This window comes from Aurantimicrobium minutum (assembly GCF_029894165.1).
Lineage (GTDB): Bacteria > Actinomycetota > Actinomycetes > Actinomycetales > Microbacteriaceae > Aurantimicrobium > Aurantimicrobium minutum_A.
In genome coordinates this window covers 1,261,406-1,285,219 of the sequence record NZ_JARXXU010000001.1, presented here as the reverse complement: position 1 = coordinate 1,285,219, position 23,814 = coordinate 1,261,406, and the positions used below count along the sequence as shown (strand labels likewise).

Sequence of the window (23,814 nt, the reverse complement as noted above, 5' to 3'; positions counted from 1 at the left end):
GAGCAATTGCTCATAGACTCACAGCATGGCAATTCTTGAAACGGTTCACGGACCCAGGGACCTCGACAAGCTCAGCCATGATGAACTGAGTGAACTGTCCGGAGAAATCCGGGAGTTTTTGGTGCGCGAAGTGGCCCGTTCTGGGGGACACCTCGGCCCCAACTTAGGTGTCGTGGAACTGACGATTGCTATTCACCGTGTCTTTGAGTCGCCCAACGACTCCATCGTGTTCGATACAGGACACCAGTCCTATGTGCACAAGCTTCTAACTGGTCGACAAGACTTTTCTCATCTGCGGGAAAAGGGGGGTCTTGCTGGTTACCCTCAACGTTCTGAATCCATTCACGACATTGTCGAAAGTTCCCATGCCTCGAGCTCGTTGTCGTGGGCAGATGGAATTTCACGCGCCTATTCGATGACCGGTCAAACTGATCGTCATGTCATTGCTGTGGTGGGCGACGGTTCTCTCACCGGTGGTATGACGTGGGAAGCGCTCAACAACATCAGCCACGACAATGCGCGCAACCTCATCATCGTGGTCAATGACAACGGTCGAAGCTATGCCCCCACTATTGGAGGAATGGCACGTTACCTCGACAAGATGCGCACGCGCACGAGCTACCGCAAGCTCCACTTCACCAGTAGTCGCATGTTTGCAAAAATGGGACCTTATGCCCGTGCCTTTTATCGCGGTATGCGCGGCGGTGTGCACGGCTTCCTCAGTCGTTTCACCAACAACCAAGACCTTTATGCCAACCTAGATATCAAATACTTAGGCCCGGTCAACGGCCACGACATCAAAGCGCTTGAAGCAGCTCTCACGCAGGCCAAGAACTATGGCGCACCTGTGATCGTGCATGCGATTACCGAAAAGGGTAAAGGGTATGAACCTGCCCGCCAAGACGTCGACGATCAATTCCATGCTGTCGGGAAGATAGACCCAGCAACCGGTAAAGCATTGAGTACTTCCACTTCGCTGGGCTGGACGGATGTTTTTGCCGAAGAACTCGTTGCACAGGCGGAACGTAACGACAAGATCGTAGGCATTACCGCCGCCATGCTCCGTCCCACCGGTTTGCACAAACTTCAGGAGCGTTTCCCTGAGCGTGTAATCGACGTCGGCATAGCCGAGCAGCATGCGGTCACCTCAGCTGCGGGACTTGCTTTTGGTGGCATGCATCCTGTCGTCGCGCTATATGCCACATTCATGAACCGCGCTTTTGATCAAATTCTGATGGATGTTGCCCTCCACAAGGCCGGCGTGACCTTTGTTCTCGACCGCGCTGGTGTGACGGGCCCAGACGGTCCCAGCCACCATGGCGTGTGGGATCTGTCCATCCTGCAGACTGTGCCTCACATTCGCCTGGCAGCCCCTCGCGACGCTACGCGCCTGCGTGAGGAGTTGGCAGAAGCAATTGCAGTACATGACGCACCTACTGTCGTTCGCTTCCCCAGAGGCTCCGTGAGCGCCGATATTGATGCTGTGCGCCGCTGCGAGGATGGCGTCGACGTTCTGCTCGAGGCCGCTCACAAAGATGTGCTGATTGTGGCGATTGGCCCCTTTGCGAAATTGGGTCTCGACGTTGCAGCACGTTTGGGGCAGCAGGGGATCGGTGCCACTGTTGTTGACCCTCGGTGGGTTGTTCCCGTTCCCGCCAGCATCATCGAGATGGCGCGAGACCACCGCCTGGTCATCACGATTGAGGACGGTATTCGTGTTGCTGGTATTGGTACCCGAATTCGTCAAGATTTGCGCAGTGCAGGTGTGGACACCGCCGTTGATGAACTTGGACTTCCAGATGAATTCCTCGATCACGCCACACGTGACGAGATTTTGGCTGAGGCAGGCCTCACCGCACAGGACATTGCCCGAGATGTGGTTGCACAGGTTCTGGGAAGCAAAATCCCTGTGGCCAGGCCACTTCCCGAGGAAGCTTCAGTGAACCAGTCGCTCCGAACCGATTCCAACTAACCGTTAAGCGTTCGTTCCTGCAATAAGTGGGGTGTGGAAAGTTCCCCCGAACACGCGCTGGCTTGCGCCGATACGGTCGAGGAATGGTGTTGCACCACCCATTTGGAAAGGCCAACCCGCACCCATGATCATGCAGAGATCGATATCTTCCGGTGCCGAGACAACCTTTTCCTCCAACATGCGGTGAATTTCGTCAGCGAGACCATCCTCGATACGCAAGCGAATCTCCTCAGCAGTCAGCGGGGTGGTTCCGCCCTTCACGATGGCTTCAGCACCACGGTCGTAACCGGTGATCTTGTCGGTGCGTCCGCGCACGATAAGAGAACCGTGTTCGGCGAGCTTATGCAAGTTATCGCTGCGGAAGAAACGATCGGGAAACGCCGCGAAGTGGGTGTCTAAGACGTGTGCACCGACCTTGAGTCCGACAAGGTCAAGCAACTCAAACGGTGCCATGGGCATGCCAAAAGGTGCCACAGACTCATCCACGACTTTGAATGGTGTTCCGAGGTCAACTGCATGCATTGCTTCACCCAGCAGACGGGCTAACAAGCGGTTCACCACGAAACCAGGGGAGTCCGTCGTAATGACGGCAGTTTTGCCCAATTCCTTCGCCACGGCCATGGCTGTGGCAAGGCTTGTCTCGTTGGTCTGAGGAGCGTTAACAACCTCAACCAGGGGCATCACAGCTACGGGGTTGAAGAAGTGGAAACCAACAAGACGTTCTGGGTGGGAGAGCTTGGCACCAATCTCGGCCACAGAGAGGCTGGAAGTGTTGGTGGCCAAAATGGCATCTTCAGACACATGTTGTTCAATGGCAGCGAAGACATCCTGTTTGACAGTGAGTTCCTCAAAAACTGCTTCAATCACCCAATCAGCGTCAGAGAATTCAGCAGGATTGGTTGTTCCGCTCACGAGTGCCTGAAGACGTTGGTTTTCATCAGAACTGATTCGACCTTTGTCGTGGGTGGCCTGAATTTCAGCGTGGATGTAGGCCAACGCCTCGTCAAGCTTGTCTTGGTTGATATCGGTCAGCACGACAGGAACTTTGAGCTTGCGCACAAAGAGGAGTGCAAACTGGCGCGCCATCAGTCCCGCCCCAATCACTCCCACCTTGCCAACAGGGCGAGCAAGCGACGAATCCGGAGCACCAGCGGGCTTTTTCGCCCGTTTTTGAACCAAATCAAATGCATACATTGACGCGTGGAATTGGTCTCCGACAATCAAACTGGCAATTGCCTCGTCTTCGCGAGCAAAAGCTGCCTCTTTGTCGACCTTACGTGCTTGCTCGAGTAGTTCAAGAGCGAGATAGGGGGACTTTGCTACCATCCCTAGTTTCTCCTCGACACTCTTTCTCGCGATATTGACGGCGATGTTCCATTTAGCCAAGCGTTCAATCTTGCCAGGCTGGTTGGGGCGTGAGACGGGCTGCCCGTTGAGGACTGCGTCCGCCCAGAGAAGTGACTCTTCTAAGAAGCGCGCGGAGCCAAACATGGCGTCTGCGATACCAAGCTCCAGAGCATCTCGGGGTTTGAGCATGCGGTTGTTCTTGAGAGGATTTTCAATGATCACTTTGAGAGCATTTTCAATGCCGATCAGGTTGGGAAGCAGGTACGCACCACCCCAGCCTGGAATGAGGCCTAGGAACACCTCGGGGAGGGCGACTGCGCTGGCATTGGCATCAATGGTTCGATAATCCGCATTGAGGGCGATCTCGAGTCCGCCACCCAGTGCGAGGCCATTGATAAAGACGAATGAAGGAACACCAAGTTGCCCCAGACGCCCCAGAGCACGGTGACCAAGCTGGGCAAGCTTGACCGCAACGGCCTTACTGGGGACTGCGCTCACGCGGCTGAGGTCCGCACCAGCTGCCAGGATGAATTCTTTGCCGGTTACGGCAACTGCGTGGATCTCTCCAGCTGCCGCACGATCCCTTTGAGTAACGAGAAGGCGATCAAATTCGAGCAGGCTCTGTGGACCCAGGGTGTTGGGCCGCTTGTAATCCATCCCATTGTCCAGTGTGACAAGGGCAAGAACCTTGCCACTGGGCAAGGGGACATCATGCACGTAACTGTGCGTCACGACCTCTGCGTCACTGAGGGCAAGGAGGTCGGTGAAATCAATGGAATCGTACTGCGACATTAGCGGGCTCCGTTCCAGTGTGGGTTTTCCCAAATAACTGTGCCACCTTGGCCAAGACCAATACACATCGTTGTCATGCCGTAGCGAACTTCGGGGTGTCGTTGGAATTGGTGGGCAAGTTGAATCATCAGGCGGACCCCGCTGCTAGCCAAGGGGTGTCCCAATGCGATGGCGCCACCGTATTCGTTGACGCGTGGGTCATCATCTGCGATTCCAAAGTGATCCAGGAATGCCAGCACCTGAACGGCAAACGCTTCGTTTACTTCGAACAACCCAATGTCTGAGATTTCCAGCCCCGCTTTGCGCAGAGCCTTTTCCGTCGCGGGAACGGGACCGATACCCATCACTTCAGGTTCTACGCCGGCAAAGGCGAAAGAGACCATCGTCATTTTGACACTCAAGCCCAGCTCAGTTGCAGTCTGCTCACTTGCCAGCATGCATACCGTCGCGCCGTCATTCAAGCCACTGGCATTACCGGCAGTAACTCTTCCGTGTGAACGGAATGGGGTTTTCAAGCCAGCCAAACCTTCCAGTGTGGTTTCAGGACGCGGTGCTTCGTCAACAGTGGCAAGGGTCCAGCCGGCAGGTGTCTTTGCGGAGACTGGAATCAGGTCTGCCTGAATGTGTCCGGCAGCATATGCGGCAGCAACCTTGTGCTGGGAACGCAGTGCATAGGCATCTGCGCGCTCCTTGGTAAGTGCGGGAAAGCGATCATGGAGACGTTCTGCGGTGGCACCCATGTTGAGTGCATCGGCACTCACAATACGTTCAGAAAGGAATCGAGGGTTCGGGTCGGCGCCAAAGCCCATGGGGTGGCGACCCATGTGTTCGACCCCACCGGCAATAACGATGTCATATGCTCCCATCGCGATACCGCCAGCGGTCGTCGTAACCGCAGTCATTGCACCGGCACACATGCGGTCGATGGCATATCCAGGAACGTGACGGGGGAGACCGGCCAAAATACCTGCTGTGCGACCAAGGGTGAGACCTTGGTCGCCTTGTTGGGTTGTTGCTGCAATGGCGACTTCATCTATTTTGTCGAGAGGAACTGTGGGGTTTCGCTCGATAAGCCCCAACATTGCTTTCACGACAAGATCGTCAGCGCGGGTATTCCAATACATGCCCTTTTCGCCGGCACGTCCAAAAGGAGTTCTCACTCCGTCGACAAATACGACACGATTTCCGGCAGTCATGATGTCCTCTCGATGCGTCATTGCTATCTTGATGCTAATTCGTGGGATTCTGCTGTGAAACCCCGCTGTGACACCCTACGAAGAAACCGGAGCTTCCTCAGGGAGTTTTTGGTCTGCTTCCACAAACGCGTTCGAAATCAGCGCACATGTTTGCGCAATTTGCCACGCTCGGGCTCCATGTTTCTTCAATGCTGCGCTCACGCTGACGACCGTGATGGGCTCAGGAGGTGCCCAGGCAAGTTCCCGCAAAATGCTCGGTGTGAGGAGGTTTTCTACGGGCATTGAGAGCTCCTCAGCATGAACTGAGAGTTTTTCGCGAGCTGTCTGGAGGCGTTCGAGTGCTTCTGGCTTGCGATCGACCCATGCACGTGGAGGTGGAAGCGTATCGCTGGGAACGCGCATCACAGGCAGTTCCTCATCCTGCTGTCCCACCAGGACGGCATCCCACCAGGTGTCGATCATGCTGCGGCTTGCTCGGCCGTTGAACTCTTTGAGGTTTGCCAAATCTGATTTGGAAGTGAGGTGGGTTCGTGCCGCGGCCACGATAGATCCATCAGGAATAAGTCGACCTGTGGAGACATCTTTTGCTTGTGCAACAGCGTCCCGGGCATTCCATAGTGCGCGTGCCACTGCAAGCTGCTTGGGGGAGCGCAACGTGTGTAAACCTGAGATACGTCGCCACGGTTCGGCGCTCAGAGGTTTTTCGGGCTTGTCGAGTGTTGCCTGGAATTCTTCGTGCGCCCAGGCAAGCTTGTTGCTTTCGGTGAGTAGCTTCTCAATTTCATCTCGAACGTCCACAAGAAGTTCAACGTCGAGGGCGGCGTAGGTGAGCCATGATTCAGGAAGTGGCCTCGTCGACCAGTCTGCCGCGCTATGTTCTTTCGCAAGATGAATTCCCAATAAAGCCTCTACGACAGGGCCTAGACCAACACGTTCCATGCCCAACAACCGTGCTGAAAGTTCGGTATCGAAAATGCGCTGGGGGGTGATCCCCACTTCGCGTAAGCAGGCAAGATCCTGGCTTGCTGCATGCAGAACCCACTCTTGTTCTGCATTTTGTTCATAGAGCGCGGACATGTCCCCGATGGCAGGAGGGTCGAAAAGGAATGTTCCAGCTTCCCGGCGGTGAACCTGAATGAGGTATGCGCGCTGTGAGTATGTAAAACCAGATGCTCGTTCGGCATCAATGGCGAGAGGCCCTGTGCCTGCTGCAATGACGGCGCAGGCTTCCTGGAATTCTGCGGCAGAAGCGATAACGCGAACGCTAACCACGCTCCCTGCGTCGTGCGGTGAGACTCACGGCATCGGCCGTGGGGGGAAGCCCTGCCAACATGCACAACAACTCACCCCAGGCATCAGCCTGATCGCCCATTTCGGGTGTGGCAGGTGACCATGAAGCGCGAAGTTCAATCTGGGCGCCGTCACCAGCATCCGCTAATTCTCCAAAACCAGAAGAAAGAATCCGGGTTGCTGTTCCCGACGCGTTGAAATAGTGGGCTTCACGACTTTCTAAGGCGTCCACTAGCCAGGACCACGCGACGTTGGCTAAAAATGGGTCCAGTCCGATATCGGCTTCCAGTGGTGCCTGGGCATAGGCGACGACCCGGAAAGGACCGCCCCAGGATTCTGGTTCTTCGGGGTCATAGAGCAAAATGAAGCGACCTGTACCGTGCTGAGATTCATGTTCGTGCTCAGCGATGAGGACATCAGCAGCGAGAGCAAAGCTATACGGAGCGACACCTGCTGGTGAAGTTATCTCTCGAACGGTGAGCTCGTCACGGAAAGAGACTGCAGAGATGCTCTCCACGGCACGGCGGAAAGCCTCAGGAAGGCTCTGCTCATCAGTCACACTCTGACCCTAAAGTCCAGCTACGAGCGGCCCTCCACGGCTCGCCGCCAATAACGGAAAGTCATCTGATGCAAAGAATTAATGAGTTGGCTTGCGAGAGCAAAATCGTCTTGGATGTGGAGAAAGCTGAGCATCGGAGGGATATCGTCACCGGTGGTTGAAAGAGCAATCTCATCGAAACCTATGCGTTCTGCAATAAGTTTCGCCGTTTCGAGGCCGCCCTCACATAACACGCGTGTTTCTGTTTTCGCGAGGTTATGGACAATGGCGGAGGCGCTCGGTGCCACAAACACGCGGGTGGAGTCAGGACAGGTGTCCCAAGGGAGAAATCCTGTCGAGGAGAGGACCATGAGCCTGCCGTGTGGGGGGAGGAACCATCCTTCTGTGCGGACAGATTCTGCCCCGACGATCACCACATCGGCTTCTGCTCGGATGGCGCGCAGGATTCTTCGGTCTTCTGGATTCGTCAGGGAATGTGAAGTGCCGTCTGGTCCTACAATCCCATCTGGCGTGGCTAGCAGGTTGAGTCTAAAAGTCTGTGTGTCGGGCCAGGCATAGATGTCTCTGAGCGCCTGGTCAGACTTGTCAGCGCTGTCCAGCATTATGCGGATGTTTTCTCGCGAATCTGTCGTTTCATACGCCATAACATTCCTGTCATGCCGCGAACACGCAAGGGGGAAATCAGCGTGTTCAGGCCCAATGTGCTGGGGAAGTCATCTGGTATCCCGAGTGCTTCTTCAACGTTGAGGCCCGATAGCCCCTGAACCAGAATGCTGGCAAAACCACGAGTCGTCGGAGCTTGGATCGGTGCGGTAGCGTGCACGGCAACCAGCCCGTCTGTGACGTCAACAAAGATATAAACCGGAGACTGACATTCCTCGACCTTTTCCAACAGCTCAGGGTGATCCTGATATTCAGCGGGGAGTTCAGGCAGCTCCTCTGCAAATTCAATGAGCAGCTGGATTTTGTCCTTGTCGCCGAGATCGAGGAAATCTTCTTTGGTTTGGGCAAGAACAGTAGGGAGATCAGTCATGGTGGTTCTATCTTCTCAGGTTCACAAGATCTCGATGGATAAAGAAAGGTGGGAGTTGCCATAAGCCAACTCCCACCTTGCTTAGTCCTTAGAGAGAACCGGGTAGCGCACCTTTGACGATGGGGACGCGCACAGCCGAACCCCACTCTGTCCAGGAACCGTCATAGTTACGAACACCGGTGAAGCCGAGGAGATAGTTGAGGACGAACCAGGTGTGGCTCGAGCGCTCACCAATGCGGCAGTAGGCAATGACGTCGTCACCTGGCTTCAAGCCAGCACCGTCGAGGTAAATAGCCTCGAGCTCGGCGCGTGACTTGAACGTGCTGTCTTCATTCGCAGCTTTTGCCCAGGGAACACTTGCTGCTCCAGGGATGTGTCCACCGCGAAGAGCTCCCTCTTCGGGGTAGGCGGGCATGTGGGTTCGCTCTCCGGAGTACTCTTCTGCGCTCCGCACATCAATCATGGGCTTGCCGATGTGAGCCAGAGTATCTGCCAGGAAAGCACGTATGGGAGCATCATTGCGTTCAATGACGGGGTAGGAAGACCGAGTTAGTGGAGGCTGTTCTGATGTGAGCTCGCGTCCCTCTTCAATCCACTTGTCGCGGCCGCCGTCCAGGAGGCGAACGTCGGCGTGACCGAAAAGCTTGAAAACCCAGAGTGCATAAGCTGCCCACCAGTTGCTTTTGTCACCGTAAATAATGACTGTGCTATCCCGAGTGATTCCCTTTGAGCTCAAAAGTTCAGCAAAAGCTTCCCCGTGGACATAGTCGCGGAGGACAGGGTCGTTGAGGTCAGTGTGCCAATCAATCTTGACGGCACCAGGAATATGCCCAATTTCATAGAGCAGAACATCTTCATCAGACTCCACAACAACCACATCTGGGTTGGTGAGATTGGCAGCCAGCCATTCTGTGCTGACGATTGCTTCGGGGTGTGCGTATTCGGCGAACTTTGCGTTGCTATCAGTGGGTACGCTCATGGCTCCAGTTTCGTATCTCAAGGGAAAGACAACACAAGAGGGTTTTGGTTTTGCCAATAGGCTTGTGCTGCACCTTCGAGACTACGTACTCATCTGAACTGTGCCAACCCCGTTGCTCCAATTTGTAGCTTATGTTGAGGAATATTTCAGGCAATGACTTCTGCCCTGTCCCTAGTTGAACGCCATCCGACCCTGGATGCGGGTTCTATTGTCAGCTCATTGGTGCCACCCCCTCAATTCACGCAAGCCCGGTTCGATAACTACATTCCGAATCCTGATTACCCTTCCCAAGAAGAAGCACGAACGATCTTGGAAGAATTCGCGGGCCGAAACACCTCCGTGATCAAGCAGGCCAAGCTTTTCGGGCGATCAAAGAAAGTTGAAGAATTTCCCCCTGGCGTGTACCTCGATGGTGGTTTCGGTGTGGGCAAAACACACTTGCTCGCTGCTGCGTGGAACGTTGCCTCAGGTAAAAAGTATTTTGGAACCTTCTTGCAATACACCTCTCTCGTCGGAGCGCTGGGCTATGTCAAAGCAGTCGAAGCGCTCAAAGGTGCAAGTTTGATCTGTATTGATGAGTTTGAACTCGATGATCCGGGCGACACCATGATGATGACCCGCATGCTGGGGGAGCTCGTTGCCGGCGGCACTCGTATCGCAGCTACGAGTAATACGCCTCCTGCCGCTTTAGGAGAGGGTCGATTTGCGGCGGCAGATTTCCTCCGCGAAATTCAAGCCCTCGCCTCTAACTTCCGTACCTTACGTATTGACGGTACGGACTACCGTCAGCGCACGGCTGAGGGAATTTCTCGCGTCCTCACTCCTGCAGAACTTGCTGCGCAGATTGGCAGCGCTCGGGAGGTGGGGGATTTCGTCACGGAAGATAACTTCGATGGACTCCTGGCACATCTTGCTACCGTGCATCCCTCTGTTTATGTTCGCCTCTTGGAAGGCATCGACGTGATCGCGCTGAGTGACGTTCACGTCATTATGAATCAAACAGATGCGCTGCGTCTCGTCGCCTTTATCGACCGCGTCTATGACGCACAGATCCCTCTCATCGCTTCTGGCACTCCTCTGTCTGAGGTATTCGGCGGAGATATGGTCCACGGCGGTTATCGTAAGAAGTATCTCCGTTGCGTCTCTCGATTGATCGCCCTGACAAACTCTTAACGCGAAATCAGAACGAAACACAACACGTGATTTTGTAACCTGCACGACACCTCAATGAACTCGTGCGGAAACTCCCACCCCTCACACTCATGAATAGAGACGGTGCAACATCCGTCACCATTCGTGAAAGAGGTTGAAATGGATCAAGGCAACACCGCCTTTATACTCATCAGCGCAGCACTCGTGCTCCTGATGACCCCCGCCCTGGCATTCTTCTATGGCGGTCTCGTCAAGGCTAAGAGTGTCGTCAGCATGATGATGCTGAGCTTTGGCTCACTTGCACTCATCGGCGTGCTCTGGGTTATCTACGGTTACTCCATTGCATTTGCAAACTATGGCACGGACACCTTCTACGGCATTGATGGCGTAATTGGTATTGACACCGCCTACATCGGTCTTGAAGGCCTCCTCGAGACACCTGAGGGTGCGTTCTTCCCACCACTTGCTTTCGCTGCTTTCCAGGCAACGTTCGCCATTATCACCGTGGCACTGATCAGCGGTTCCATTGCTGACCGTGCGAAGTTTGGTGCATGGTTGGTCTTCGCTGGTATTTGGGCAACTGTTGTGTATTTCCCCGTCGCATCGTGGGTATTCAACTTCACCATCGTGGACGGCAAAATCGTAGACGGTGGATGGATCGCCTACAACCTCGGCGCGATTGACTTTGCCGGTGGTACCGCTGTTCACATCAATGCCGGTGCTGCAGCTCTTGCACTCGCATTGGTTCTCGGCAAGCGCATCGGATTTGCTAAGGGCGTTGACAAGCCTCACAACGTTCCTCTGGTTTTGCTCGGTGCAGGTCTGCTGTGGTTCGGCTGGTTCGGTTTCAACGCTGGTTCCGAGCTTGCGGCTGATGGCATCGCGTCGCTGGCCTTCATCAACACCATTGCTGCTCCTGCAGCTGCTGTCCTCGGATGGTTGGTTGTTGAGCGTGTCAAGGAAGGCAAGGCAACTTCGGTTGGTGCGGCTTCTGGCGCGGTTGCTGGTCTGGTGGCCATTACCCCTGCATGTGCATCTCTGACTCCTATGTGGGCCATCGTTCTTGGTTTGGTTGCTGGTGCACTCTGCGCCATGGCTATCGAGCTCAAGTTCAAGTTCGGATTCGATGACTCTCTCGATGTAGTGGGTATCCACCTCATCGGTGGTCTGATTGGAACCCTGTTCCTCGGATTCTTCGCAACCGACGTGGGACTCCTGTTCTCTGGTTCGTTCGACCAGCTCGGCAAGCAGGCTATTGCAGCCTTCACCGTCCTGATCTTCTCCTTCGTACTCAGCTACATCATTGGTCTCATCATTGAGAAGACCATGGGCTTCCGTATCAAGAATGAAGATGAACTAGCCGGAATCGACACCATCGTTCACGGTGAAGAGGGTTACTCGCTCCAGGAAGCGTAAGCCTCCAACGCAAAAACAATCACAAGCGCCAGACCCTGCAGAGTACTGCAGGGTCTGGCTGCGTTAATCTGTTCGAAACATATTCGCTTCACAGATGAAACGCATGTGTCATTGAATCTCCTGTGGAGGTTCTCTCATGGATACAGGTAATACCGCTTTTCTGATCATCAGCACGGCTCTCGTCCTGATGATGACACCAGCCCTCGCTTTCTTCTATGGCGGTCTCGTTCGCGCTAAGAGCGTCATCAGCATGATGATGCTGAGTTTCGGCTCGATGGCGATTGTGGGCGTGCTCTGGATTATTTATGGCTATGCGGTTGCGTTTCCTGTCTATGACAGCTCAAGCTTCTTCGGTATTCCCGGTGTTTTCGGTATTGATGTTTCCCACATTGGGCTTGAAAACCTCATTGAGATCCCTGACGGAGCAACAGTTCCCCCCTTGGTTTTCGCGGCCTTCCAGGCCACTTTCGCGATTATTACCGTTGCACTCATCTCTGGCGCTATTGCCGACCGAGCCAAGTTCGGCGCTTGGATGGTCTTCGCGGGTGTGTGGGCAACTCTGGTGTATTTCCCCGTTGCCTCGTGGATTTTCAACTTCACCATTGTGGACGGTGAGATGGTCAGTGGTGGTTGGCTGGTCTACAACGTCGGCGCTCTAGACTTCGCCGGAGGTACTGCAGTAGAGATCAACTCAGGTGCCGCAGCGTTGGCATTAGCTCTGGTATTGGGAAAGCGGATCGGCTTTGCTAAGGGCATACACAAACCACACAATGTGCCCTTCGTGCTGTTAGGTGCAGGCCTGCTGTGGTTTGGGTGGTTTGGGTTTAACTCTGGGTCAGCCATTGCTGCAGACGGTATTGCCGCCATTTCTCTCATCAACACCATGGCTGCTCCTGCAGCCGGCATCATCGGCTGGCTGATCGTGGAGCGAGTCAAGGACGGTAAAGCAACCTCTGTGGGTGCTGCTTCTGGTGCGGTAGCAGGGCTTGTGGCCATTACTCCTTCGTGTGCGTATCTGACACCAACCTGGGCCTTGGTTCTCGGTTTTATTACTGGTGTGCTGTGTGCGCTGGCTGTGGAATTGAAATTTAGATTTGGCTTTGACGATTCCCTCGACGTTGTGGGAATTCACCTTGTTGGTGGACTGATCGGAACGTTGTTCCTGGGATTCTTTGCTACCGAAGTCGGACTGCTGTACTCGGGATCCTTTGACCAGCTGGGTAAGCAAGCTATTGCATCGTTCAGCGTGCTGATCTATTCCTTCGTGCTCTCCTTCGCCATCGGCTGGATTATCGATAAGTCCATGGGATTCCGTGTTCGGAACGAGGATGAACTTGCCGGTATCGATAGCGTCATGCACGGCGAAGAAGGCTACGACTACTAAACCTGCGTGTCAGGTTTTGCGTTCGAGGTAACTTCTCGATAAAGTTCCAAAGTACTCATTAGAGTGCAACGCGGATGTGGCGCAGTGGTAGCGCATAACCTTGCCAAGGTTAGGGTCGCGAGTTCGAATCTCGTCATCCGCTCGAGTGTGGTCATTCCTAAGACTTACTCATCTAGTGTGTGAAAGCACCTACGGTGGATTGGCCGAGAGGATAGGCAGCGGCCTGCAAAGCCGTCCACACCGGTTCGAATCCGGTATCCACCTCCAAACCACGTTTTCGGACGTGGCTTTGAGCGATTGGCGCAGCGGTAGCGCGCTTCCCTGACACGGAAGAGGTCGCTGGTTCGATCCCAGTATCGCTCACTGAAAACCCTCGGATTTCCGGGGGTTTTTCTTTTGGCTAGGCTGGGTAGTCGAGATAGTTCCTAGAGGAGTTCACTTCGTGTCTGATGTTTCCGGTGCACTAACCGTTCAAGCTTCCAGCGATGGCTTTGCGCTGTACACAGACCGCAGCATTGTGGCCATGCGCGTCAACGGTGAATTGCGTGACCTTGCACACGTTCTGACCCCGGGGGACCTCGTAGAGCCCGTTTCTGTGGACTCTCCTGATGGTCTGAGTATTATGCGTCACTCAGCGGCTCACGTCCTCGCTCAAGCCGTTCAGAGCGTGAACCCGGAGGCCAAGCTCGGCATTGGTCCTCCCGTGACCGATGGCTTCTATTACGACTTCGATGTGGCAGAACCTTTCACTCCTGAAGACATGAAGTCATTGGAGAAGGCCATGTCTCGTATCGTCCGTGCCGGACAGCGTTTTATGCGCCGCGTCGTTACGGAGGACGAAGCTCGTGCAGAACTTGCTGCAGAGCCCTACAAGCTTGAATTGATCGGTCTCAAGGGTGGCAACACCGGCGATGACAACGAGAGCGTTGAAGTAGGCGGTCACGAGCTCACCATCTATGACAACGTCGATCCCGCAACCGGGGAGACAGTCTGGAAGGACCTGTGTCGAGGACCACACGTGCCCAACACTCGCATGATCGGGGACGGGTTCGCCCTGACGCGCTTGGCAGCTGCATATTGGCGTGGTTCAGAACACAACCCCCAGCTCCAGCGCATTTATGGCACTGCGTGGCCTAGTAAGGCAGAACTACGCGCCTACCAGGAACGACTGGAAGAAGCCGCCAAGCGCGACCACCGTCGACTCGGCTCAGAACTTGACCTGTTTAGTTTCCCGGAAGAAATTGGTTCTGGATTGCCCGTGTTCCACCCCAAGGGTGGAGTGATTCGTCGCACGATGGAGGATTACTCACGCCGGCGCCACGAACAAGGCGGATATGAGTTTGTGTATTCACCTCACATCACCAAGTCGAACCTTTTTGAAACCAGTGGGCACTTGGATTGGTATGCCGACGGCATGTTCCCGCCCATGAAATTGGATGAGATTCGTAATGAGGCCGGTGAGGTGACCCGCCAGGGTGTGGATTATTACCTCAAGCCCATGAACTGCCCATTCCACATTCTGATTTTCAAGTCACGTTCAAAGAGTTACCGTGAACTTCCCTTACGATTGTTCGAATTTGGCTCGGTCTATCGTTATGAAAAGTCCGGTGTTGTTCACGGGCTCACTCGTGTTCGCGGGATGACGCAGGATGATGCACATATTTTCACCACGCGTGAAAATATGAAAGAAGAGCTCACCCAGGTACTCAATTTCGTCCTCTCGCTCCTGAGGGACTACGGTTTGGATGACTTCTACCTCGAGCTCTCGACCAAAGACCCCAAGAAGTATGTCGGCGACGACGCCATCTGGGATGAAGCAACCGAGACCCTCCGCCAGGTTGCAGAAGACTCCGGATTGACCCTTGTTCCAGATCCTGGTGGTGCAGCGTTTTATGGCCCCAAGATTTCCGTTCAGGCACGTGATGCCATTGGTCGTACCTGGCAGATGTCCACTATTCAGCTTGACTTCAACTTGCCGGAACGTTTTGACCTTGAGTACACCGGACCCGATGGGAACCGTCACCGCCCCGTGATGATTCACCGAGCATTGTTCGGTTCCATTGAGCGCTTCTTCGGCGTGCTCACCGAGCACTACGCCGGGGCCTTCCCGATGTGGCTCTCTCCTGTGCAGGCTATTGGAATTGCTGTCGCAGATGAATACAAAGAGTATTTAGCCGGTGTTCTGGACCAGTTGTCCGCTGAAGGTTTGCGCGTTCAGCTGGACGCGAGTGATGACCGCATGCAGAAAAAGATTCGCAATGCGGCCGCTCAGAAGATTCCAGTCCAGATTATTGCCGGGGAAGAAGACCGAGCTCGCGGTGCGGTCAGTTTCCGTTTCCGCGATGGAACTCAGCGCAACGGGATTCCGGTAGCTGAGGCAATTGCATTATTGGTGGCTGCAGTTCGAGACCACCGTCAGATCATGACGGCAGACGATCTATGACCCATTATGGTGAGGGTGAATTCGACGGCGAGGACCTCCGCGCCGCGTCAACTTTCGCTGGAGTGCCCGACGAATTCCAGCGCTTGTGGACCCCACACCGCATGGCATACATCGAAAATGGCCAGCAACCAGCCGAAGCAGACTGCCCTTTCTGTCTCGCTCCAGGAATGTCTGACGAGGACGCCCTTATTGTGCACAGAGGAACCCACGCGTTTGTTCTGTTGAATCTCTACCCTTACAACAGCGGGCATTTGCTCGTCTGCCCCTATCGTCACGTTGCGATGTATGACGAGGCAACTATTGAAGAGACCGCAGAAATCGCTAGTCTGACACAGGAAGCAATGCGCGTACTGAAGAAGGTGTCCCGGAATGACGGGTACAACATCGGAATGAATCAGGGTCGGGTAGCCGGTGCTGGTATCGCCGATCACCTCCATCAGCATGTAGTGCCACGTTGGGCTACTGACTCGAATTTCTTCCCCATCATTGCCAAGAGCAAAGCGATCACACTTTTACTCGGCGATGTACGCAATGCGGTTGCCGCAGCCTGGCGCGAACAGAACTAAACTTTCACCTCTCACCTCCTAACAAGAAGCAGTAGAAAATGACTGAAAAGCAGAACTCTCCTCTCACCGGTAGCACCCGCGTCAAGCGCGGCCTGGCAGAACAGCTCAAGGGCGGCGTCATCATGGACGTTGTCAATGCTGAGCAGGCACGTATCGCTGAAGACGCTGGTGCGATTGCTGTCATGGCGCTGGAGCGCGTCCCCGCAGATATCCGTGCGCAGGGTGGTGTTGCTCGTATGAGTGACCCCGATCTCATCGAAGGTATCCAGGCAGCTGTCAAGATTCCTGTCATGGCTAAGGCTCGTATTGGGCACTTCGTTGAAGCGCAGGTGTTGGCGCAGCTCAACGTTGACTTCATCGATGAGTCTGAGGTTCTTAGTCCTGCTGACTACATCAACCACATCGACAAGTGGGCATTTGATGTCCCCTTCGTTTGTGGTGCAACCAACCTGGGTGAAGCACTGCGTCGTATCAACGAAGGTGCGGCCATGATTCGTTCCAAGGGTGAAGCGGGCACCGGTGACGTATCTGAAGCCACCAAGCACATCCGCAAGATCAACTCTGAACTGCGCTGGTTGTCCTCGATGTCCAAAGACGAGCTCTACGTCGCCGCGAAGGAACTCCAGGCCCCCTACGACCTGGTGGTCGAAGTTGCTGCTGCGGGTAAGCTCCCTGTCCCTATGTTCACCGCTGGTGGTGTCGCGACCCCCGCTGACGCCGCCATGATGCTTCAACTCGGTGCTGATGGTGTGTTTGTTGGCTCCGGTATCTTCAAGTCCGGTGATCCTGCAGCACGCGCCAAGGCCATCGTGAAGGCTGCTGCCTTCTTCGACGACCCCAAGGTCATCGTCGAGACTTCTCGTGGACTGGGTGAGGCAATGGTGGGCATCAACGTATCTGACATTCCTGCACCACACCGCCTCGCAGATCGTGGCTGGTAATTTCCGCCACCTCCGGATTGGTGTTCTCGCCTTCCAAGGTGATGTGCGTGAACACATTCACGTTCTCGAAGGACTGGGTGCTCAGGTAGTCAAAGTTCGTCGTCCCGAGGAACTTGGCACGGTTGACGCATTGGTCATTCCAGGGGGTGAGTCCTCCGTCATGGACAAACTTGTCCGGATGTTCGGAATGCAGCAACCCCTGCGTGATGCGATTGCAGCCGGGATGCCCGTATTTGGAACCTGTGCTGGGTTGATCATGATGTCCGACAACATTGTGGACGCCATTGCCGAGCAGGAATCACTCGGTGGCCTCCATGTGGATGTCCGGAGGAATGCGTTCGGTACCCAGATTGACTCCTTCGAAGTTCAACTCGACATGCCAGGTGTAACCAAGGATCCTGTCCCTGCAACATTCATTCGGGCTCCCATTGTGGAGCGCGTGGGGGAGGGCGTACGTGTTATTTCTGCACTTCCCGACGGCCGGATCGTCGCGGTTGAACAGGGCAATCTGTTGGGAATCTCATTCCACCCAGAAGTCAATGGAGATTCTCGCGTTCACGAATACTTCCTTGGGCGCGTAGCCCAATACGTCACAGAGAAGAAAGCTAGTATCTAAGGCATGTCTGGACATTCCAAATGGGCAACCACGAAGCACAAAAAAGCGATTATTGACTCGCGTCGTGCCAAGTCGTTTGCCAAGCTGATTAAGAACATTGAAGTAGCGGCCAAACTCGGCGGTGCTGACCTTTCTGGAAACCCCACCCTCGTAGATGCGGTTCAGAAGGCTAAGAAGACCAGTGTTCCCAACGACAATATTGATCGCGCGATCAAGCGTGGTGCTGGTCTCAGCGGTGACTCTGTAGAGTACGCCACCATCATGTACGAAGGTTACGGCCCCAATGGTGTTGCGCTGCTCATTGAATGTCTGACGGACAACAAGAACCGCGCAGCTGCCGAGGTACGTACTGCAATGAGCCGCAATGGTGGCAACATGGCGGACCCCGGCTCCGTGGCCTACAACTTCAGCCGCAAGGGCGTCATTCGTGTCTCTGCCCAGGCAGGTATTGATGAAGACTCCATTCTGTCGGCAGTGCTCGATGCTGGGGCAGAAGATGTCGAAACACACAATGGATCGTTCGAAATCACATCAGAGCCACAGGACCTCGTCAAGGTGCGTGAAGCTCTTCAAGCCGCGGGTATCGACTATGACTCAGCTGATGCTGAATTCGTCCCCAATCTTGAAGTTGAAGTTGATGCCGACACGGCACGCAAAGTCTTCAAGCTGATTGATGCCCTGGAAGATTCTGACGATGTCCAGAACGTGTTCAGCAACTTTGATCTGAGTGAGTCTGTGCTCGCTGAGCTCGAGCAGGACTAGTTTGCGCATTCTCGGAGTAGATCCGGGTCTCACCCGGTGTGGTGTGGGAATTATCGACTCGTTGGCAGATCGATCTGTACGTTTGGTAAACGTCACCGTCATCACAACCGATAAAGACCTTGAGCTCCCCATGCGTCTGCTCCAACTGCAGAAAGAACTGGCTCTCCTCATCGACGAGTTTCAACCTGCGCGCATTGCTGTGGAGCGAGTCTTTGCTCAGCACAACCTTCGCACTGTCATGGGGACGGCTCAAGCTAGTGCCGTGGCGTTTGTGGAGGCAGCATCACGAGGGATTCCGGTGGATTTACACACTCCGAGTGAAGTGAAGGCGTCGGTGACGGGAACAGGTCGAGCGAACAAAGTGCAGGTTGCATCCATGGTTGGCCGACTGCTGATACTTCCCGAAGGAAAACTTCTTCCCGATGCGACGGATGCTCTCGCTTTGGCTATTTGTAACGCGTGGCGTGGGGGACCCGTCACGACTTCCCCAGGAGCACTCACCCCTGCTCAACAGCGTTGGCGTGAAGCGGAGCGTCAGGCCAAGAAACGCGGGTAGGAACCCTATGCTGGGCAGGTGATCGCCTCTTTGCGTGGCACCGTTGTGGCGGTGCGAGAAAACGTCTGCACCCTTGATGTGCACGGTGTGGGTTACGCGGTGCATATCACTCCCACCCATCGCACACATTTAGACGTCGGAAGTGAATGCACCTTTGTGACCTCACTGATTGTGCGTGAAGATTCGATGACTCTTTTTGGTTTTGAAAACCCTGAAAGTTTAGAACTCTTTGATGCGCTGCTCTCGGTATCCGGAGTGGGTCCTCGTTCTGCATTAGCGGTGTTGGCTGAATTAGCTCCGGCAGAAATCCTGACTGCCGTGGTGAACGAGGACGATGCTGCCTTCAGGAAAGTTTCGGGCATCGGGCCCAAAACCGCCAAGCTCATTGTGGTTCAACTCGCAGGAAAGCTCACTGCGCTAACGTTGACTTCTTCATCAGGTCAGAAAGTGTCTGCCCAATCAGATGTTGCTATTGCCGTTATTCAGGCTTTGGTTGGTCTGGGGTGGAACGAACGGATTGCTCGAGAAGCTCTTGAATCGCTAACAATCTCTGCAGGTGAAGACACATCGACAGTTCTCAAACGTGCCCTAGCTGCCCTGTCGCGGAGTGCAACATGACCTCCGAACTGACTTCCGCCGAACCGCTCGACCCTGCTGAATTAGATTTTGAGGGCGCACTTCGTCCGTCTTCCTTGAGCGAATTCGTGGGACAGCGACGTGTAGTTGGACAGTTGGATCTTCTTCTCAGGGCTGCGGAGATGGATTCCCGCACGCCTGATCACATTCTGCTAGCTGGCCCTCCCGGTTTGGGGAAGACAACCCTGGCCATGATTGTTGCTCATGACAGCGGTCGTGCTCTGAGGATGTCGAGTGGTCCTGCGATTTCACACGCGGGTGATCTCGCTGCATTGCTGTCCTCCCTTGTTCCCGGTGAAGTGCTTTTTATCGATGAGATTCATCGCATGGCACGTTCTGCTGAGGAAATGCTCTACCTCGCCATGGAGGACTTCCGGATAGACATTATGGTCGGCAAAGGAGTGGGAGCTTCTTCGATTCCTCTGGAACTTCCTCCTTTCACGTTGGTGGGTGCAACTACACGAACGGGACTGTTGGCGAATCCCCTGCGGGATCGTTTCGGTTTCACCGGTCATCTAGAGTTCTACGAAACAGATGAACTCCTGCAGGTATTGACTCGATCTGCGTCCCTGCTGGGACTGGACATACCCCAGCCTGCTCTCGCTGAGATTGCAGGGCGTTCCCGGGGTACCCCACGTATTGCCAACCGCTTGCTCCGACGTGTTCGTGACTACATGACTGTTCATCCACACGAAGAAGCTCGAACGGCGGTCGATAGCGCCCTGGCTTTATATGACGTTGACCCTCGCGGACTTGACCGATTAGATACTTCTGTCTTACGTGCTCTCGTGGAACGCTTTGGCGGGGGACCGGTCGGTGTGTCGTCTCTCGCAGTTTCCTTGGGTGAAGATGCGGAGACGATTGAAGCCGTGGTGGAACCGTTTCTCATTCGTGAAGGGCTGATGGTGCGCACGCCTCGGGGACGCGTTGCAACCTCAGAAGCTTGGAAACACCTGAATCTCACGCCACCGGCGGCCGACCAGACCCTTCTGTGACTTATACTCAATAAGCGGTACATTCCGTACCCCGCGCACGAAATAAGGACTTTTCATGGATCCAATGACACTGTTCATGGTGGCTGTACTTGCCGTTCTCGTTTTCTTCATGTTCCGCAACGGACAGAAGCGTAAGAAGGACGCTGCAGAGCTCCAGAAGAAGGTTGTTGTGGGTGCCCACGTCATGACCACTTTTGGCGTCTACGGAACCATCAAGTCCATCGATGATGTCGACAACATTATTGTTCTCGAGACATCGCCCAAGAGCACACTCAAGATGCACCGTCAGGCCGTCGCTCGTGTTGTTGAAGACAAGCAGGATGCTGCACCCACCGCAGGTGAAGCAATTGGTGCTGATCTCACTAACCTTGCACTCAACCCAGAGGCAGAAGCTGGCGCACTTGAAATTGACCCTCAGTTCGGTGAGCGTAAGCCTAAAAAATCTAAGTAATGGCTAAGTCACAACCGATGCGCAAGGGATTGCGCTCTCTGACGTGGCTTCTAGTCCTCATCGCAGGTCTCATCGCTATCAATGGTGCTGGTGTTATCTGGGGTGGTGGTTCGTGGACGCCCAAGCTTGCTCTCGATCTTGAGGGTGGAACACAGATTGTTCTTGCTCCACAGCTCGAAAGTGGACAAACAGTTTCTGAAGAACAGATGACTCAAGCTGTTGCCATCATTCGTCAGCGTGTAGACGCTGCCGGAGTTTCGGAAGCTGAAATCAATACCCAAGGAAACAACAACATTGTTGTCTCCATCCCCGGTCAACCTGATGATGCAACACTTGCTCGCATCGAGGCATCGGCAAAGTTGGATTTCCGTGCCGTTTTGCTGTCGGGTGCGCCGACATCCACTGCGGTCGGGGCTGACGGAACCGCGACTCCTGTTCCGGTCGACCCCACCCTTTCTACGACCCCTGCTGTTGCTCCCTCAAACGGTAGTGACCTCAACTGGGTCACCCCTGCACTTCAGGCTGAATATGACGCCTATGACTGTGCGGCAAATTCGTCCAACAACAACGCCGCGGCTCCCGCAGATCAGCCTTTGATTACCTGCGACTTTTCCGACACAGTAAAGTATTTGCTCGGCCCTGTTGAAGTACCCGGCTCTGATATCTCTGACGCTGGTGCCAGTATGGTCACATCGTCAACCGGTGCTAGCACGGGGCAGTGGGCAGTTGATCTTTCCTTCAATGCGGAGGGAACCGCTGCTTTCGGTGACGTCACTTCTCGATTGAATGGCCTGACCGGCGCACAGAACCAGTTCGCGATTGTCTTGGATGGCAAGGTGCTCACTGCACCCACCACAAACGCTGCGATCACGACAGGAAATGCGCAAATCACAGGTGGATTTACTCAGGACAGCGCAAAGACTCTGGCTGACCAGTTGAAGTATGGTGCGTTACCCATTGGTTTCCAGGTGCAGTCTTCGGACACTATCTCGGCGACACTCGGGTCCGTCCAATTGATGAGTGGTCTGTTAGCAGGCGCCATCGGTCTCATCCTTGTTGTTATCTACTCGCTGATTCAATACCGTGCACTCGGTCTTGTTACCGTTGCGTCGTTGACCATCGCAGCCATCATTACGTACCTCTTGGTGACGATCCTTTCCTGGCGCGAGGGTTACCGTCTCTCACTTGCTGGTGTTGCTGGTTTGATCGTGGCCATTGGAATTACAGCTGACTCATTCATTGTGTACTTCGAGCGTGTTCGAGACGAACTCCGTGATGGGCGAGGACTTGAATCAGCGGTTGATGCGGGATGGAAGCGTGCGATCCGCACCATCGTTGCTTCTGACGCCGTGAACTTCTTGGCCGCTGTGGTCTTGTTCATCTTGGCGGTCGGTAACGTGCGCGGCTTCGCCCTCACTCTCGGTTTGACTACGATCGTGGACTTGTTTGTGGTGGCACTGTTTACCCACCCCATGCTCCAGATTCTGGGTCAGACAAAGTTCTACTCTGGTGGGAACAAGTGGTCAGGACTTGACCCCCAAGGATTGGGTGCTGTGTATCGTGGCAGAGCACAATTTGCCCCAGCTGCGACTGTAACCTCCGGAAAGATTGCGAAATCTTCGAAAGAAGCTCTCAAGCGTCAAACGATTGCAGAGCGTAAAGCCCAGGAATCCTCGGGATCGAAGGAGGCGAACTAATGGCTAGTTTCACTCGTTTTGGTAACCAGCTTTACAGTGGTGAACGTTCGATCAACATTGTTGGTCGTCGCAAGATTTGGTACAGCATCTCAATTGTGCTTGTTCTCGTGAGCATCATTGGACCCATTCTCAAGGGCGGATTCAACTTCGGTATTGAGTTCACTGGTGGTAGTGAGTTCGTCGTCTCTCAAGTCTCTGACTTGTCGCAGGACAAAGCAACGCAAGCGGTTCAATCAGTTGAGCCTGGCATGGTTCCTAAAGTGTCAACTCTGGGTGATGTAGCTATCCGAGTTCAAACCGAACAGCTCACTGCTCTGCAGACGCGTGAAATTCGAGTCGCGTTAGCTGATTCCTACGCAGTTCCTGTAGACAACGTGACAAGTTCCTTTATTGGCGCGAGCTGGGGTGCTGATATCACCACTCAGGCTATTCGTGGTCTTTTAGTCTTCATTGTGCTTGCTGCACTTGTCATGGCTTTATATTTCCGCACCTGGAAGATGTCGATGGTGGCCATTATTGCGCTGCTGCATGACCTCATCATTACCGCCGGCATTTATGGCATCACCGGATTTGAAGTAACTCCTGGTGCTGTCATCGGATTGCTGACAATCCTGGGTTACTCGCTCTATGACACTGTGGTGGTCTTCGACAAGATTCGAGAAAATACCCAGGGAACTACCAAGGAAGCAGGGATGACATTTGCGTCCCAGGTCAACTTGGCGGTCAACCAGACATTGGTACGCTCCATCAATACTTCGGTCGTTGCAGCCCTGCCCGTGGCAGCAATTCTCTTCATCGGCGCATTTGTGCTCGGTGCCGGAACGCTGCGCGATATTTCGTTGGCTTTGCTGATCGGTATCTTCATCGGAACCTACTCGACCATTTTCTTGGCTACTCCTCTGTATGTTCAATTGCGTGAAAATGAGCCTTCCATCAAGAAAGCGGATAAGAAAGTTCTCGCTGCTCAGGCCAAAACAGAGGGTGCGGCCGAGTCCGTTACCGCCTAGGCCTGAGGAATCCCGTCATAATGG

22 protein-coding genes and 3 tRNA genes are annotated in these 23,814 nt (G+C 54.4%); 18 read left to right on the top strand and 7 right to left on the bottom strand.

Features of this window, described 5'->3' with window-relative positions:
• Positions 1-25 precede the first annotated feature (25 nt).
• Entirely contained in the window at positions 26-1,972 is a 1,947-nt protein-coding gene (gene dxs, locus M2119_RS06460; RefSeq protein ID WP_280804115.1) for a 1-deoxy-D-xylulose-5-phosphate synthase, read from the top strand.
• Positions 1,973-1,975: 3 nt separating this feature from the next.
• On the opposite strand, the gene M2119_RS06455 is transcribed toward dxs, so the two are convergent.
• The 7 genes from M2119_RS06455 to M2119_RS06425 form a co-directional block, all read right to left on the bottom strand.
• Positions 1,976-4,111, bottom strand: a complete 2,136-nt coding sequence (locus tag M2119_RS06455; RefSeq protein WP_280804114.1) for a 3-hydroxyacyl-CoA dehydrogenase NAD-binding domain-containing protein — start codon at positions 4,109-4,111, stop codon at positions 1,976-1,978.
• Entirely contained in the window at positions 4,111-5,328 is a 1,218-nt protein-coding gene (locus tag M2119_RS06450) for a thiolase family protein (protein ID WP_280804113.1), read from the bottom strand. The genes M2119_RS06455 and M2119_RS06450 overlap by 1 nt, the downstream gene beginning before the upstream one ends.
• 54 nt (positions 5,329-5,382) lie before the next feature.
• A complete protein-coding gene (locus tag M2119_RS06445; RefSeq protein ID WP_280804112.1) occupies positions 5,383-6,579 on the bottom strand; it encodes a ribonuclease D in 1,197 nt (398 codons plus the stop codon).
• Positions 6,572-7,156, bottom strand: coding sequence for a DUF3000 domain-containing protein (locus M2119_RS06440; protein WP_280804111.1), 585 nt, complete (start codon positions 7,154-7,156; stop codon positions 6,572-6,574). The genes M2119_RS06445 and M2119_RS06440 overlap by 8 nt, the downstream gene beginning before the upstream one ends.
• 20 nt (positions 7,157-7,176) lie before the next feature.
• A complete protein-coding gene (locus M2119_RS06435) occupies positions 7,177-7,758 on the bottom strand; it encodes a hypothetical protein (RefSeq protein ID WP_280804110.1) in 582 nt (193 codons plus the stop codon).
• A complete protein-coding gene (locus tag M2119_RS06430; protein ID WP_280804109.1) occupies positions 7,758-8,189 on the bottom strand; it encodes a SufE family protein in 432 nt (143 codons plus the stop codon). The genes M2119_RS06435 and M2119_RS06430 overlap by 1 nt, the downstream gene beginning before the upstream one ends.
• 88 nt (positions 8,190-8,277) lie before the next feature.
• The gene (locus M2119_RS06425) at positions 8,278-9,168 is read right to left on the bottom strand and encodes a sulfurtransferase (protein WP_280804107.1); all 891 of its coding nucleotides are present in this window, start codon (positions 9,166-9,168) and stop codon (positions 8,278-8,280) included.
• A gap of 153 nt (positions 9,169-9,321) precedes the next feature.
• On the opposite strand from M2119_RS06425, the gene zapE reads away from it, so the two are divergent.
• From zapE to secF, 17 genes are all read left to right on the top strand, one after another.
• Positions 9,322-10,341, top strand: coding sequence for a cell division protein ZapE (zapE, locus tag M2119_RS06420; protein ID WP_280804106.1), 1,020 nt, complete (start codon positions 9,322-9,324; stop codon positions 10,339-10,341).
• Positions 10,342-10,479: 138 nt separating this feature from the next.
• Positions 10,480-11,736 (top strand): ammonium transporter, encoded by a 1,257-nt coding sequence (locus M2119_RS06415; RefSeq protein WP_280804105.1) that lies wholly within the window; start codon positions 10,480-10,482, stop codon positions 11,734-11,736.
• A 136-nt stretch (positions 11,737-11,872) separates the two neighbouring features.
• Positions 11,873-13,120 carry an ammonium transporter gene (locus tag M2119_RS06410; RefSeq protein WP_280804104.1) on the top strand — a complete coding sequence of 416 codons (1,248 nt, stop codon included), beginning with the start codon at positions 11,873-11,875 and terminating at the stop codon, positions 13,118-13,120.
• A gap of 70 nt (positions 13,121-13,190) precedes the next feature.
• A tRNA-Gly gene (locus tag M2119_RS06405) sits at positions 13,191-13,262 on the top strand.
• Between the two features lie 51 nt (positions 13,263-13,313).
• Positions 13,314-13,387 (top strand) — tRNA-Cys (locus tag M2119_RS06400).
• Between the two features lie 24 nt (positions 13,388-13,411).
• Positions 13,412-13,483: transfer RNA gene (locus M2119_RS06395), tRNA-Val, on the top strand.
• A 160-nt stretch (positions 13,484-13,643) separates the two neighbouring features.
• A complete protein-coding gene (thrS, locus tag M2119_RS06390) occupies positions 13,644-15,563 on the top strand; it encodes a threonine--tRNA ligase (protein WP_280804470.1) in 1,920 nt (639 codons plus the stop codon).
• Entirely contained in the window at positions 15,560-16,129 is a 570-nt protein-coding gene (locus M2119_RS06385) for an HIT family protein (protein WP_280804103.1), read from the top strand. Before thrS ends, M2119_RS06385 begins: the two co-directional genes overlap by 4 nt.
• 38 nt (positions 16,130-16,167) lie before the next feature.
• A complete protein-coding gene (gene pdxS, locus M2119_RS06380) occupies positions 16,168-17,070 on the top strand; it encodes a pyridoxal 5'-phosphate synthase lyase subunit PdxS (RefSeq protein WP_280804102.1) in 903 nt (300 codons plus the stop codon).
• Positions 17,060-17,686 (top strand): pyridoxal 5'-phosphate synthase glutaminase subunit PdxT, encoded by a 627-nt coding sequence (gene pdxT / locus M2119_RS06375; protein ID WP_280804101.1) that lies wholly within the window; start codon positions 17,060-17,062, stop codon positions 17,684-17,686. The genes pdxS and pdxT overlap by 11 nt, the downstream gene beginning before the upstream one ends.
• Before the next feature lie 3 nt (positions 17,687-17,689).
• Positions 17,690-18,448 (top strand): YebC/PmpR family DNA-binding transcriptional regulator, encoded by a 759-nt coding sequence (locus M2119_RS06370; RefSeq protein ID WP_280804100.1) that lies wholly within the window; start codon positions 17,690-17,692, stop codon positions 18,446-18,448.
• 1 nt (position 18,449) lies between these two features.
• Complete coding sequence (ruvC, locus tag M2119_RS06365) at positions 18,450-19,004, top strand: crossover junction endodeoxyribonuclease RuvC (RefSeq protein WP_280804099.1); 555 nt, start codon at positions 18,450-18,452, stop codon at positions 19,002-19,004.
• Between the two features lie 18 nt (positions 19,005-19,022).
• Positions 19,023-19,622, top strand: a complete 600-nt coding sequence (gene ruvA, locus M2119_RS06360; RefSeq protein ID WP_280804098.1) for a Holliday junction branch migration protein RuvA — start codon at positions 19,023-19,025, stop codon at positions 19,620-19,622.
• Positions 19,619-20,635 carry a Holliday junction branch migration DNA helicase RuvB gene (gene ruvB / locus M2119_RS06355; RefSeq protein ID WP_280804097.1) on the top strand — a complete coding sequence of 339 codons (1,017 nt, stop codon included), beginning with the start codon at positions 19,619-19,621 and terminating at the stop codon, positions 20,633-20,635. Before ruvA ends, ruvB begins: the two co-directional genes overlap by 4 nt.
• Before the next feature lie 55 nt (positions 20,636-20,690).
• Positions 20,691-21,086, top strand: coding sequence for a preprotein translocase subunit YajC (gene yajC / locus M2119_RS06350; RefSeq protein ID WP_280804096.1), 396 nt, complete (start codon positions 20,691-20,693; stop codon positions 21,084-21,086).
• Positions 21,086-22,783, top strand: a complete 1,698-nt coding sequence (gene secD, locus M2119_RS06345) for a protein translocase subunit SecD (RefSeq protein ID WP_280804095.1) — start codon at positions 21,086-21,088, stop codon at positions 22,781-22,783. Before yajC ends, secD begins: the two co-directional genes overlap by 1 nt.
• Positions 22,783-23,790 (top strand): protein translocase subunit SecF, encoded by a 1,008-nt coding sequence (secF, locus tag M2119_RS06340; protein ID WP_280804094.1) that lies wholly within the window; start codon positions 22,783-22,785, stop codon positions 23,788-23,790. Before secD ends, secF begins: the two co-directional genes overlap by 1 nt.
• Positions 23,791-23,814: the final 24 nt, after the last annotated feature.

Excerpts from the sequence above, each read along its gene's own strand:
- ruvB (WP_280804097.1), top strand. The coding sequence starts at position 19,619 with ATGACCTCCGAACTGACTTCCGCCGAACCGCTCGACCCTGCTGAATTA.
- M2119_RS06450 (WP_280804113.1), bottom strand. The coding sequence starts at position 5,328 with ATGACGCATCGAGAGGACATCATGACTGCCGGAAATCGTGTCGTATTT.
- M2119_RS06430 (WP_280804109.1), bottom strand. The coding sequence starts at position 8,189 with ATGACTGATCTCCCTACTGTTCTTGCCCAAACCAAAGAAGATTTCCTC.
- yajC (WP_280804096.1), top strand. The coding sequence starts at position 20,691 with ATGGATCCAATGACACTGTTCATGGTGGCTGTACTTGCCGTTCTCGTT.
- pdxS (WP_280804102.1), top strand. The coding sequence starts at position 16,168 with ATGACTGAAAAGCAGAACTCTCCTCTCACCGGTAGCACCCGCGTCAAG.
- secF (WP_280804094.1), top strand. The coding sequence starts at position 22,783 with ATGGCTAGTTTCACTCGTTTTGGTAACCAGCTTTACAGTGGTGAACGT.
- thrS (WP_280804470.1), top strand. The coding sequence starts at position 13,644 with ATGCGCGTCAACGGTGAATTGCGTGACCTTGCACACGTTCTGACCCCG.
- M2119_RS06385 (WP_280804103.1), top strand. The coding sequence starts at position 15,560 with ATGACCCATTATGGTGAGGGTGAATTCGACGGCGAGGACCTCCGCGCC.
- M2119_RS06425 (WP_280804107.1), bottom strand. The coding sequence starts at position 9,168 with ATGAGCGTACCCACTGATAGCAACGCAAAGTTCGCCGAATACGCACAC.
- zapE (WP_280804106.1), top strand. The coding sequence starts at position 9,322 with ATGACTTCTGCCCTGTCCCTAGTTGAACGCCATCCGACCCTGGATGCG.
- M2119_RS06370 (WP_280804100.1), top strand. The coding sequence starts at position 17,690 with ATGTCTGGACATTCCAAATGGGCAACCACGAAGCACAAAAAAGCGATT.
- M2119_RS06415 (WP_280804105.1), top strand. The coding sequence starts at position 10,480 with ATGGATCAAGGCAACACCGCCTTTATACTCATCAGCGCAGCACTCGTG.
- M2119_RS06435 (WP_280804110.1), bottom strand. The coding sequence starts at position 7,758 with ATGCTGGACAGCGCTGACAAGTCTGACCAGGCGCTCAGAGACATCTAT.
- secD (WP_280804095.1), top strand. The coding sequence starts at position 21,086 with ATGGCTAAGTCACAACCGATGCGCAAGGGATTGCGCTCTCTGACGTGG.
- dxs (WP_280804115.1), top strand. The coding sequence starts at position 26 with ATGGCAATTCTTGAAACGGTTCACGGACCCAGGGACCTCGACAAGCTC.
- M2119_RS06410 (WP_280804104.1), top strand. The coding sequence starts at position 11,873 with ATGGATACAGGTAATACCGCTTTTCTGATCATCAGCACGGCTCTCGTC.
- M2119_RS06455 (WP_280804114.1), bottom strand. The coding sequence starts at position 4,111 with ATGTCGCAGTACGATTCCATTGATTTCACCGACCTCCTTGCCCTCAGT.